The organism is Cohnella sp. SGD-V74 (assembly GCF_003001675.1).
GTDB lineage: Bacteria > Bacillota > Bacilli > Paenibacillales > Paenibacillaceae > Cohnella.
In genome coordinates this window covers 174049-187948 of the sequence record NZ_PVYW01000014.1, presented here as the reverse complement: position 1 = coordinate 187948, position 13900 = coordinate 174049, and the positions used below count along the sequence as shown (strand labels likewise).

The 13900-nt window shown below is 58.4% G+C and carries 6 protein-coding genes; all 6 read left to right on the top strand.

The window, feature by feature from the left end:
* Positions 1 to 86 precede the first annotated feature (86 nt).
* Positions 87 to 2456 (top strand): alpha-L-rhamnosidase-related protein, encoded by a 2370-nt coding sequence (locus tag B0G52_RS21300; protein WP_094047400.1) that lies wholly within the window; start codon positions 87 to 89, stop codon positions 2454 to 2456.
* Between the two features lie 355 nt (positions 2457 to 2811).
* Positions 2812 to 6774, top strand: coding sequence for a DUF5722 domain-containing protein (locus B0G52_RS21295; RefSeq protein WP_143762607.1), 3963 nt, complete (start codon positions 2812 to 2814; stop codon positions 6772 to 6774).
* Positions 6775 to 6887: 113 nt separating this feature from the next.
* Positions 6888 to 8594, top strand: a complete 1707-nt coding sequence (locus B0G52_RS21290) for a glycoside hydrolase family 71/99 protein (RefSeq protein WP_094047398.1) — start codon at positions 6888 to 6890, stop codon at positions 8592 to 8594.
* Between the two features lie 206 nt (positions 8595 to 8800).
* Positions 8801 to 9910 carry a GntR family transcriptional regulator gene (locus B0G52_RS21285; protein WP_094047397.1) on the top strand — a complete coding sequence of 370 codons (1110 nt, stop codon included), beginning with the start codon at positions 8801 to 8803 and terminating at the stop codon, positions 9908 to 9910.
* A gap of 309 nt (positions 9911 to 10219) precedes the next feature.
* Positions 10220 to 11890: an ABC transporter substrate-binding protein gene (locus B0G52_RS21280; protein ID WP_094047396.1), complete on the top strand. Its 1671-nt coding sequence runs from the start codon at positions 10220 to 10222 to the stop codon at positions 11888 to 11890.
* 85 nt (positions 11891 to 11975) lie between these two features.
* Positions 11976 to 13889: a DUF5711 family protein gene (locus B0G52_RS21275; protein WP_094047395.1), complete on the top strand. Its 1914-nt coding sequence runs from the start codon at positions 11976 to 11978 to the stop codon at positions 13887 to 13889.
* Positions 13890 to 13900: the final 11 nt, after the last annotated feature.

Sequence of the window (13900 nt, the reverse complement as noted above, 5' to 3'; positions counted from 1 at the left end):
TATAGACACTAAAAGTATATTAAAGTATTATTAAGTATACTAAATAACAAATATAAGCTACAGAGAATACCGGAGGTTGGGGAGCGATGAAGAAGTGGGAAGCAAGCTGGATCTGGGTGAACGAGGAACTGAGACGAAACAATCAATATATGGAAGCGCGGGGTTCGTTCGAGCTTCGGACGTCTCCCGAGAGGGCTGTGCTTCGCGTAACGGCAAATCAGGAATACGAGCTGTACGTGAACGGCGAGGAGATCGGAAGAGGGCCGTCGCCGTGCGATAACGGCTCGCAGTATTACGACGTATACGAGATCGCCGATAAGCTGCGTCCCGGACGCAACGTTGTCGGTGTGCTGGCTTACAACTTCGGAACGGACAGCATCGTCACCGGACAGCGTCAGGGTCCGGGAGGTTTGCTGTGCCAGGTCGATCTGAAGCCGGACGCGGGCGTTGACGTGAGCGTCTGCTTGGCGGCTACGGGAGAGGGCTGGAAATGCCGCGTTTCTCCGAGGTGGAGGCCGGATTCGATTCGCATGCATATGTGGGGCGGGTACCGGGAAATTTACTTGGCCGAACGGGAGGATGGATGGGAGCTGCCGGAGTACGACGATTCGGATTGGTCGGCCGCGACGGTCGTTGCCGTGGCGAATGGCGAGGAGTCGCCGTGGCCCAAGCTGCTGGAGCGGGAAACTCCCCATTTGAAGCAAGCTTGGCTGCGACCGGTCGACCTCGTCGGAGAGCAGGCCTATCTCGGAGCGATTGTTAACGCCGGTTCCGTGCTTGAGGGCGCAGATCCCTCCGGTTCAATGTCCGTCGATGCTTCTGTGCCGGGCTCTTATCCGAACGCGACCTACGATTTCGGAACGGAAGTCGTCGGGTACCCCGAGCTGGAGCTTGAAGCTCCCGAGGGCGGGGTCGCTCATCTTTTTTACGGAGAAGGGCTTGAGCTGGAGCTTACCGATACGTTCGTGCTGAAGAAGGGAAGCAATCGCGTGCGTTCCTTCGGCAGACGGGCTTTCCGGTTCATGAAGCTTGCGCTGCAAGGAACTCCGTCGCCCGTCGAAGTCCGCTCGGTGCGAATGAAGTCCGTGCATTACCCGTATCTGGAGCATGGCAGCTTTGCGTGCAGCGACGAGAGGCTGAACCGGATCTGGGAAGTGGGCAAATATACGGCAATCGTCAACAGCCAGGAGCATTTCGAGGATTGCCCCTATCGCGAGGCCGCATTGTGGGTGGCGGATGCCGTCGTGATGGCCAGAGTCGTCTATCAAACTTTCGGAGATTTGTCCCTGGTTCGCAAATGCTTGCTGCAGATCGCCCGCGTTCAGAACGAAGACGGTTCGATTCCCGGAACGGGACCGGAGAGGAACGACTTTATGCTCCCGGATTTTTGCGCGCATTGGCTGTTCGGCGTGAAGGAGTACGTCGATTACAGCGGGGACGACAGGTTCCTGGCCGAGCTGTGGCCTTCCATAAGCAGGCTGGAGGCATGGTTCAGGGCGCAGGAGGACGAAGAGGGCTTGTTCGCCAATGCCGACCGCGACGGCTGGTGGTGCTTTATCGATTGGTCGGACGACATTGAGCGCAAGGACAAGGTAACGGCGATCTCCTGCTACTATTACAAGTTCCTGCTTACCGTCTCGCAGCTTGCCAAGCGCATGGGAGAGTTGCCGAGATCGCGGGCGCTGGAGGCGAAAGCGGCCGAATTGCGCAAGACGGTCAGGGAGCGCATGCGTTTGCCGGAAGGGCCGCTGTTCGCGGATTGCCTGTCAGCCGGCGGGCTGTCCGACAGCGTAACGGCGCAGACGAACTTCGTCGCCGCCTGGTGCGGAATCATGGAGGAGGAAGCGGCCAGAAGCTTCATCGAGGACTTCTACTTGACCGGCAAGCTTCCGCCGATCAAGGGGGCGTTTTTCTACCATATCGTTCTGGAAACGTTGTTTGCTTACTCCTATCGCGAAGAAGCGTTGAAGGAAATTCGTTACTTCTGGGGAGCCATGCTCGACCGGGGAGCGACGACATGGTGGGAGACGTTCGACCCGTCGCTGCCCGCATGCACGGTGCCGAGTCCGTATCTGGGCCATACGCCGACGTATATGCAGGCCTCCATCCCCGTCAGCTTCTCTCACGGCTGGGGCGCTTCTCCGACTTATTTGCTGTCGCGCGAAGTGCTGGGCGTCGATACCTCCCGGCTGGGGGAAGGGCTGGTCGCGCTTCGTCCCGCCGCCGCGGGAGGGCTCGCTTGGGCCAAAGGTACAATTCCGACACCTCGCGGGGACATCGAAGCCTCTTGGTCCGAAACGGACGGCGGAGCTGTCGCCTTCGAAGCCCGGCTTCCCGCAGGGCTTGGCTGGTCCGCGGACGAATCGCTCGATAACGTCGAAACGGCAGAGGACGGAGGGTTCACCGTCGTTACCGCCACCTTCACCGCAACCCGATCCGACTATAGCTGCGTTTAATGCGTGTCCTGAGGAGACAGCCGATCCCGGCTGTCTCTTGGCATACTCCCGCACTTGAGCCTCGCACTTATCATTCATCACACCCACTCCCCGTCGGAGAGCGCCGAGGCACTTTTATGGCCTTACCGTCGCAGCAGATTGCCCCGCCTGAGAGCCTCAAGGCACTTTTGTGGCCTTGACCACGCGTTCCATCGCCCCATCGCCCTGACGCAGCCCCTTAAGCACCCGACATTCACGCTAAAAATAGTTCCTCAGCAACAATTATGTATACTTAGTTAAATAATTGTTGTATAAAGAATACTTATTTGTTATGTTATTTGCGAAAACATTCTTAATCCAATGGAGGAGGCTATTTATGTCTCGAATGCGTAACGTATCTGCGGTACTGGCAGTGCTGATGCTTTTGCAGTTGCTTCTTGCCGCCGTCGTCTCGGCGGGCAAATACGATCCGGCGCTGCAGCAGTCCGACCGGGTATCGACGGGCAAGGACGTGTACCCCGCGATCGTGCTGGACGATTTTAATGCGCCGGAGTCGGTGCAGGCGTGGCAGGCCGGACAAAATACGGACGCCGTCCAGTACGTGACGAGTCTGCTGAACGGTCCCAACCAGCCGTTCGAAGGCGTTGGCGCCTTGGAGCAGGTGCCGGAGCTGGTCAAAGTATACGAGTGGAGATCGATCTACCGCGACTACGAGCAGCCGCTGGATCTGAGCGGATACCGCTATCTGGCGCTGGCGGCCAACAGCTGGGGATGGCAGGCGACGGCGGACTATGCGCTTAAGGTCGCGCTGTACAGCGGAGACGACCGTTTCGAGAGCGTCGCCATGATCCGTCCGGACTCCTGGAGGCCGATCTTCATCAACCTGGAGGAGTGGGCTGGAAGAAGCAACATCACGAAGATGGAAATTTCCTTCATGCAGAACTTCGACCTGGAGGGGATCGCACCAGGAGCGCCAGGCTACGATTACTGGAACGGCCGTTTCCAGATCGACTACATTACGGCGACGAACGCGCGCGACCTCAGCTTCGACATCGAAGGTGAAACCGAAGGCTTCACCGCTGCGGGAGGAAGCTTGCAGACGGCGGGCGGACAGCTGCTCTACTCGCTCGGAGGCTCGGCCGGAACGCTCGAATCCCCGCTGCTGGCAATCGACGCGGCGAAGCGTAACGGATTGTCCGTGACGATGACGAACGGAACGGGGGCGGAGCAACTGACCGTACAGTGGAAAACGGCGGGAACGGATTGGGACGCCGCCCGCACGAAGACGTTCGATATTCCGGCTTCGGGCACGTTCACCCGCGATTTCAACTTCTCGGACCGCGAGGACTGGAGCGGGACGGTGACGGCGTTCCGCTTCAGCATCCCTGCCGCTTCGGGCACGCTGGCGATCGATCAGATTACGCCCAAATCGATGCCCGTTCTGGAGAAGCCGTTCGACGGAACGGCGCAAGCTCTCATTGAGCAAGGCGGAGTGATCGCCATTGAAGGAACCGTTAAGCCCGAGTTCGTCGCCAATCATCCCGAGGCGAGGCTGTATTTGTTCGAATTGGCCACCTACGAGGATGCACAGACGGAGTTGGCGTCGCATACGCCGCTGGCGGATGCGGACCTCGCAGAGTCGTTCCGGTTCGAGACCGGCCTGAACGACGGAACGAGGAGCCGGCTGTATTCCAAGTTTGCGGTGGCGGCCCGCGAGGACGGAGGCGAGTACACGCTCGTCGCCGCGCCGCAATACGTCGCGAACGCGGAGACGCTCGCCGCCAACAACGAGCCGTTCCCCCAAGCTGAGAGCATCAAGGGGCTGCAGGTGCAGATGACGGGCGACGCGCAGGAGCTCGGCATCAGCCACGCGGCGCTGAACGTAGCCTACAACGAGCTGATGTACAAGAACGGCAATCACCCGAACAATTCGATTCCGTTCGAAGTCGAAGGCCAGACCTACTTTTTCCGCAAGGATCGGATCGAGCAGATGGACCGTCAGGTCAAGAGCCTGTCCGACAACGGCATTATCGTCTCCCTCATTCTTATCATGTACGATACGAAAGACCCGGAATCCGCGAACGAATATTTGCTCCACCCGGACTCGGAGCCCGGCGGCATCGTCTACGCGCTGAATACGTCCAACGCTGTCGGCGTCGAGTATGTGAAAGCGGCGACTAAATTTCTGGCCGAGCGCTACTCCAAGTCCGACCAGCAATTCGGGCGCGCGGTCAACTACATCGTGGGCAACGAGGTCGGCCAGAACAAAGTATGGAACAACATGGGGCCGAAAAAGCTGGACGCCTACGTCCGCGAATACGCCCAGACGCTTCGCCTCGTCGATACGATCGTCAAGTCGGCTTACGCGAATGCCAGAACGTATATCTCTCTCGACCATTTCTGGAACGAGAACTTGAGCGCAGATTCCTTATGGAAATACGACAACAAGGCGATCGTCGACCGCTTGACGCAGCTGACGCGCGCGGAAGGCGACTTCAGCTGGAACATGGCGTTCCATCCGTACCCGGAAAACTTGTTCAATCCTCGCTTCTGGAATGACGCGACGGCGACGGATTCCTTCGACACGGAGCGGATTACGTTCAAAAATCTGGACGTGCTCGTCGACTACATGAAGCAGCCGGACTATACGTACGACGGGGAGATGCGCCGCATTATCCTGTCGGAGCAGGGCTTCCACAGCCTGACGAACTCCGAGAACGATCAGAAGGTTCAAGCCGCGGCTTACGCGTATGCGTACTACAAGATCCGGTTCCTTGACGGCATCGACGCCTTTATTCTGCACCGCCACGTCGATCACGGCGAAGAGGGCGGACTGAATCTCGGGCTGTGGACGCATACGCCGACTTCCGTCGTCACTCCGGATCAGCACAAAGCGATCTACGATGTGTTCAAGTATATCGATACGGAGCGGTCGTTGGAGGTGACGGATTTCGCGAAGGCGATCATCGGCATTCCGAGCTGGCAGCAGGCGATTCCGGGCTTTAATCCCGCCCTTCTGGCCGATCGGAGCTTGCCGCAAGCCAACGGCCTCGAGTTTATCGCTAGCGCAGACCAAGCAGGGCCGGACGGGGGCTTCGAAGCGGGAACGGACGGATTCGCGGCATCGGATGAAGTCAGTTCGATCCGCTCCGAGCAAGGAGGCGCTTTCCGCGGCAACGGCTACTTGGCGGCGACCGTGAACAGCGCTTACCGGCTCAATTGGGCGGGCGTGCAGAAGAAGCTTACGCAACCGCTCGACGCGAAGAAAACGCCGTATTTCACGGCCGCCATTCAACTGCCCGGCGCTGATCCGAGCCATGCGTACTATGCGAAGTTCATCGTCTACAGCGGCTCCGAGCGCGTGGAAGGTACGGCCAAACTGGATCTGTCGAAGGGCTGGAACCATCTGGCGCTGCCGCTTAAGGGCTGGGATGGTCTGCGGTCGATCGACGGCGTCAAAATCTGGGTCCGTTCCGTCGGAGGGGCGCCTTGGCAAGGTGAAATCCGTATCGACGAGGCGAAATTCGTCAAGAAGATCAAGGAAGAGAAGAAGTATCCGAACGTCGAAGTGGAAGCGAAGCTTGTCTCTCCGGCACTCGAAGCAGGAGCGGAAATATCCGTAACCGTAACGAATTTCGGCCCCGACAAGCTGAACAAGAAGCTGAAGCTGGAACCGACGCCCGGCCTGAAGCTGTCCAAGAAGGACATTCAACCCGGCGGCATACGAACCGACGAAAGCCGATCTTTCACCGTGAAGGTCACGCAATATACGCCGGCCAACGGAACAGAACCCGAGCTGAAAATCAAGCTGGAGGATCGCACGTATACATTCCCGTTAAAAGGAAAAGCCCCGGTAACCCCGGAGGACGGCGTTCTGTACAACTTCGAGGACGGCGTTCAGGGCTGGAGCGCAGGCTTGAACGTAGCCAGCGTCGCCGCCGTGCAGTCGTTCCCGAACGGTCCGGGCACGCCGAGCGAAGGACAGCAAGCTTTGTCGGGGCGTTCCGCGATCGCGGCGGCCTCCGCCTGGAAGACGGTGAAGACGACGCCCGAGCAGCCGTTCGATCTAAGCGGAGCCTCCGTATTCTCGTACGACATCAACAGCTACGGCGGCGTTCCGGGAGCCACTTATGAGACACGAGTAACGCTGCGGAGCGGGGAAGACAGCTTCAGCTACACGAGCGCCATGAGCGCGGATCGCTGGAACCGCATCTCTGCAGACCTGTCGGCATGGGCGGGCCGCTCTTCGGTTACCGACATTGAAATTTCCTTCCGTGCGGTCGGCAGCGACATCACTTGGAATCCGGAGTTTCAGCTGGACCGGATCGGCGTGGAATAACGGCAGCGCGGGGCAGTGCGAGGGAGAGGCGCGACGGGTTCGCCCTCTCTCCGAGCGGCCGGAACCGCGGGATATCGGCGGTATGCCGCGACAGATAAAAGGAGAGAAAACGGATGGAGAACAAAGGGTTTGAGAGCTGCGCGGGCATCGACGCCTTGGGAAGGAAGCTGCCGACCCGGGAGGAGGCCGGGCCGTATCGGGCGGATCGGTTCGTCGGACTGTTTTATTTCCTGTGGCTGGGGCAGCATGGAACGGAAGGGCCTAACGACAATACGCGCATCCTCGCCCGGTGGCCGGAAGCGGTGCATGACCCGGAGCATCCCGCCTGGGGCCCGCCCGAGTCGTTTCACTTTTGGGGAGAACCGCTGTATGGCTACTACTTGAACGACGATGAATGGGTGCTGCGCAAGCATGCTCAGCTTCTGACGGCGGCAGGCGTCGACTTTCTCGTCTTCGATACGACGAACGCGGTCACGTACAAGAACGTGTACGACCGGCTGTTCCGCATTCTCGACGAGCTTGCCGGGCAGGGCTTCAAAGTTCCGCGATTCGTTTTCTATACGAATACGGAGTCGGGGCGGACCGTGGCGGACATTTACGAAGACGTGTACAAGCCGAACCGGTATCCGCATCTGTGGTTCCGCTGGAAGGGCAAGCCGCTGATCATCGGCGATCCTTCGCAATGCGAGGAGGAGCACCGCGCTTTCTTCACGTTCCGGCTGAACCAATGGCCGAATGAAGCGGAGAAGACGAACGGCTTTCCGTGGATCGAGTTCCAGCGTCCGCAGCGGGTGTTCTACAGCGAAGAGGGAGCCAAGGAGACAATCAGCGTATCTGTCGCCCAGCACCCCAGCGTGGCGATGAGCGACACTCCCTTCTATGGCTGCGGCGACAATTGGGGCAGAGGGTATCACGAAGGCGCGGGTCCGGGAGAGACGGATTCGGAGGAGGCGATCGTTCGGGGCGCCAACGTGGCGGAGCAGTGGGCGTTCGCGCTGGCCGAAGATCCGGAAATCGTGTTCGTGACAGGCTGGAACGAATGGATCGCGATGCGCCTGCCGGGCCGGCCGGAGAGGCCGGTGCTGTTCGTCGATCAGGCGACGCTGAACTTCAGCCGCGACATCGAACCGATGAAGGGCGGTTACGGGGACAGCTACTATATGCAGTTGATCGGTTACATCCGGCGTTTCAAAGGCATGCCGGACGAAGCGGAGCCGAGCTGCCGCCTCGAGAGGCCGATTCCGATCGCTCCCGACTTCGGGGCGTGGCGGGGAGTCGGCGCGGAGTATCGCGATTTTCGCGGCAAGACGCGGCCTAGAAGCCATCCGGGCTACGGCGAGCTTCATTACGCGAACGCAACGGGGCGCAACGAGCTCGTTGCGTTCAAGGCGGCGCATACGGACGATACGCTGTTTTTCTATGCGGCGTCGGCGTCCGATCTGACACCTTACACGGATCGCAACTGGATGATGCTGCTTCTTCGCATCGAAGGAAACGAAGACAGAGACTGGGAGGGCTATCACTTTGCCGTTAACCGGCGGACGCCGGGTGAATCCGCGGCCTATCTGGAGAAGAGTCTGGGCGGTTGGAATTGGGAAGCGGTCGGAGAGATCGGCTATGCGGTACGGGGAAACGAGCTGCATCTGGCGATTCCGAGAACGCTGCTCGGCCTGGAGAAGTCGGACCGGGAGCTCATGCTGTCGTTCAAATGGGCCGACAACCTGCAGAACGAGGGCGATCCGATGGACTTCTACCAATACGGCGACGTCGCGCCGGCGGGCAGACTGAATTACCGTTATTCAATCCCGGCGGGCGAATAGGACTGCGAGATTTCCTAAGTTCGTCGGCATTAACGGAGAACGGCGGCAAGGATCGGCGACGATAGGCGAGCACGGCGGTAACCGCTGTGCGCAACAGAGCGGGAGCGAGCGAGGGACATAACCCTCCGGCCCTCCCGCTCTGTTCCGTCTTGCGAAAAAGGCGACGCTAAAGTATACTAATCCCAATTCGGGAGGAGTGTAGTCGCATGGACATGGATAGGTCGGACAAGACTCCGATGTATCGGCATATCATGAACGATATTAAGCGCAAGATCGAGACGGGGGAGCTGAAGGCGCACGATCCGCTCCCGACGCAGATCGATCTGGCCAAAGAATACAACACGAGCGAGATCACGTCTCGCAGAGCTCTGTCGGATCTCGTCCAGGAAGGATACGTATACCGTATACGCGGCAAAGGAACCTTTATCCAGGAGACTGTCGCTTCAGCCGGACCGAAGCCGATTCGGACGATTTTTTTCGCTCATAAAAATCATGAAGTGTCGGATTTCACCCATCCGTTCTTCACCGATATGTTCGAAGGGATCAAGGCGGCGTGCGACGAGAGCGGAATCGCCTTCCACATGTGGAACATCGGAGAAAACTACGAGCTTCCGCAGGACCCGGGAGCGGGCATCATCCTGCTGACGACGATGGATTCGTTCGATCAGTCCCGCCTGTCCGCCTGGCAGCAAGAGAAACGGCGCATCGTCACCGTGCATTTCTACTACCCGCACTTGGGCATCCCGTACGTCATCGTGGACAACTTGACCGGGGGCTATCTCGCGACGCAGCACTTGCTGTCCCTCGGCCATCGGCGCATCGGGGTCATTCTGACGGGCAATTCGATTCTGGAAATCAACCAGGAATTTTCCCTCCGGCTGCAGGGCTACCGGCTTGCGCTGTCGCAGCGGCAAATTCCGTTCGATCCCGAGCTGGTCGCCATTATGAGCGGAGATCACGAAAGAGTGAGCATGGGCAACGACGGATTCCGGAGGCTGATGTCGCTCGACGATCCTCCGACAGCCATCTTCGCGACGAGCGATTACAAGGCGATGGGGGCCGTGTATGCGGCCAAGGAGCTCGGCATGAAGGTTCCGGAGGAAGTCAGCATTATGGGGTACGATGACGTTAAAGTAAGCAAGTATACTTATCCGACGTTGTCCACGGTTAATCAGAATACGTATAAACTCGGCCAGAGAGCCGCGGAAATTTTGCTGTACGAAATGAAAGACGGAGAGAACCGGCTTGTGAAGGACGAGATCGTACCTACGCTAGTCCAGAGAGACAGTACGGGACCGGCTCCCGCAAAGCGCTAAGGGCAAGCAATTGAATAGTTGGGGCTCCTGTTGGGAGCGCGGGGCTGTCGGGAAGTTGGCGACAGCCTTTCTTATTCCGATTACGGCAAATCGGAGCCGCGGAGAGCGAAAAAGATGTTGCACTGCAGCTCCTTATATAGTATTCTTTTAAAAGTAAAGTATACGAAATAATAAACACTATACTTTACTGGCGACAAAGATAGGGTTTGATCGACAGCATGGCCGACAAGCCGGGTTCGTTCGGGACGCTTATCGGTCAAGGGAAGAAAGCGCTTCACCAAAAATGACGAAAACGAGGGTGAGATCGACATGTTCAAAAAGAAGGGGCTGGCTTTGCTACTTGGTATACTTATGGTGTCCTCGTTACTCGCGGCATGCAGCAAAAACAACGCCGCCGAGTCGAGTCCTTCCGGCACGACCCCGAGCTCCAGCGCGCCGCCGTCGGAAACCGCTTCCGAAAGCCCTGCCGAAGCTGCGCGAGAGTTAAAGGGAACGATCAACATTTCCTTGCCCAATGCTTCCTCTTCCGTATGGAACGCGGTGGCCAGCGGTTACATGGCCAAAAATCCGGGCGTCAAGGTCACGGTCGACAACAAGCCGATGGAAGGCTACAAGGAATGGCTGACGGCCCAGTTCGCAGCCGGCACGCCGGAAGTGGACATGGTCGTGAACAACGAGGTCGCGGCCCTGGTCAACGAACGCAAGTTCATGGACTATTACGCTTATTTCGACAAAATGAATCCCTACACCGGCAAGCCTTGGGTGGAATCGCTCGATCTCGGAGCGATGGGCATCAACCTCGAGGGCGTCAGCTCCGAGGACTTCCTGGCCAACCTCAATTTCGAGTCGGTGCAGATCGTATGGGTATACAATAAGGAGATTTTCGAGAAAGTCGGCATTACGCAAGCGCCGAAGACGTTTAACGAGCTGATCGACGCATTCGAGAAAATCAAAGCCGAGGGCTACACGCCGCTCGCGCTGGCCGGGGATTCCACTTCGATGTGGAGCGGCGAGGCAGGATGGCTCGTGCGGATTTACGCCGACCAGTATTTGCGCGACTTCATTAACGTCATCCGTTCCCAGGAGCAGGACTACTCGTACGTGCCGGATATCGACAGCGTATGGGAGTATGATTTGACCGATCCGTACAACGATTCGAACAGCAATGTCACGAAGAACGAAATGCGCCATTTGAAGGCGATTCGCGATAAAGAGGGGCCTTATCAGGTGGAGGGCAATCCGAAGTGGGTCGCCTATGCCGACAATCTGAAGCGCTTGTTCCAATACGTTCCTGAAGGCTTCTTCGGAGTGAAGGCCGAGCAAGCGTACAATCTGTTCCTGACGGGCAAGGCCGCTACGCTGATGGGAACTCCGGGCCACTACTTCCAACTGCCGAAGGATTTCGCGGATGAAGAGAAAACCGGCGCACAGGGCGGCGTGAAGCCGTTCCAATACGGATTCTTCAACATGCCGTCGATGGAAGGCCCGGAAGTGATGGCTCCGGCCAGAACGATTCAAATTCCGATCGGCTTCTACGGGTTCGTGAACAAGTCGGCCGAGCAGAATGAACTGAACGCGGACTTCATGATGTATTTGACGAGTCCGGAAGGCTACGGCGTATACGTTAAAGCAATCCAAGAGAGCGACGACGCATCGCTGGCAGGCTCTCCTGCGCTGAAGGACATTACGCTTCCGCCGGAAATGGCTTCCGCTTTCGCGGACTTCGCGCCGATCGGCAATACCGAAGGCTACTGGAGCCCGGGCAACCAATTGGCTCGCGGACTGATGGACTATCAGCCGTCCGTGCAGGACTGGGTAGGCAGCGTACAGCGCTTCTTCGACGGCAAGCTGACGACGGAGCAGTATTTGAAGGAACTGCAAACGAACATCGACAAATATCTCGAGCCGGCGCTGAAGCAAGCGAAGAAGGAAATGTCCGATCTGGACACGCCGGAAAGACGACCGCCTGAACGTCAATAAGCGGACGCCAACGGCACGGGCCGGCATTCGGCCTGTGCCGTTGGACCTTAAAGAGGATCATGCGCGGAAGGGGAGGAAAGGCAGCATGAGAAAAATCGCATGGCTTGCGATGGCATTGTTGTTCCTGCCGGGAATCTTCCCGGGCGTCGCGTCGGCGCAGGAGGGCTGGTCCATCGAGAGCGGCGCAGATATGACGTCCATCTCCGCGGCTCCGGACGGGAGCCGTATTGCTATCGGCAGCCGGGACGCCAAAGCGCTCGTCTACGAGGCGGACGGAGGTTTGGCGTTCGAAGCGCCGGCCGGCAACGTCGTGAACGCGGTCGAGCTGCTGACGGACGGCAGCCTGCTGCTGGCCTCGGACGACCGGCGGCTGTACGCTTACGATCGCGACGGAAACCCGCTGTGGGCAACGGATTTGAAGCGTCAAGTCAAAAGCATGTCCGCATCGGACGACGGGACCTGGATCGCCGCGGTCGTGCAGCGCAACGACGAGCTTCTCTTCATCGACGGCAGGACCGGCGAGCAGGTCGGTTCCGTGCCGATCAGCGCGACGATGCGAACGGTCAAAGTGTCGGAGAACGGGCAGTGGGCCGCCGTAGGCTCCTCCGACCAATACGCGCATTTGTTGAACCGGGACGGCATAGTCGGCAAGATCGGGGCCAAGGGACAGATTCAGGCGATCGACGTGTCCGCCGAAGGCTATACGGCGATCGGAACGAAGCTGAACGAAGTGGAGCTGTTTAATCCCCAAGGCCAGCCGGTTCATATCGCCAAGACGCGGGATCACGTGACGGACGTCGCTTTCTCCGCGGACGGAAGAACGATCGGGGTCTCGGATTTGTCAGGTTATTTCTATATTTTCGACGCGGACGGGAAGAAGCTGTGGGAATCCAAAGCCGGCGGCAACGGCCGCGCCGTCGCGTTCGATCCGGAAGGCAAGACGCTGTACGGGGGCACGAACGATGGCCGCATCCTCTCGTTTGACGTCGGAAGCGTCGTCGCCAAGTCGAAGAGCGAAGCCAAAATGAGGACCATCTTATGGGGAGCAGCCGTGCTCGCGGCATTGGCGTTGATCGCCTTCCTGCTCGGATGGATGAAAAGGCGCAACAAGCTGGGCATTTTCCGGGAAATATGGCGCTCGAAATGGATCTACGTCGGACTGGCTCCAAGCTTTATTCTCATATTCACGTTTTTGTATTTTCCGGCTTTCTCCGGTCTGTTCCACTCGCTGTACGAATGGCAGCCGGGCGGCAGGACGACCTTCATCGGGCTGGACAATTTCAAGCGCATGCTGAACGACCCGTTCGTCACCAAAGGCCTCGGCAATCTGGTCATTCTGGTCGTGACGGGACTTATCAAAACGCTCATTCCCCCGCTGATCGTCGCGGAGCTGATCTACCACCTGCGCAGCAAGAGGCTGCAATACGGCTTCCGCACCGCGTTCACGGCTTCGATGGTCATTCCGGGCGTCGCGGGGTTGCTCATATGGCAAAATTTTTACGACCCCAACCTGGGGCTGTTCAACAATTTCCTGAAGCTGATCGGACTCGGCTCGTGGGCGCACGGCTGGCTTGGCGATCCGGATACGGCGCTGTGGGCGCTGATCTTCATCGGCTTCCCGTTCGTCGGCATTCTGCAATTGCTCGTGTTCTATGCGGGACTTCTCTCCATCTCGGAGGAGATGATCGAATCCGCGAAGATCGACGGGGCCACGCTGCCTCGCATAATTCGGTCGATTCACCTGCCGCTGCTCGCCGGTCAATTCAAGTTCCTTATCATTCTCGGGCTGATCGGGATCATTCAGGATTTCAACGGCATTCTGATCGTTACCGGGGGCGGACCGATGGATTCGACGTACGTTCCGGCCTTGCAGATGTACTACGCGGCGACCAAGTTCAACGAGCTGGGCTACGCGTCGGCGCTCGGGGTCAGCATGTTCGCGATCATTCTGGTCATTACGGTCATCAACCTGAAGTTTATCAAAACGGAAGATCATTAAGGAGGACGAGA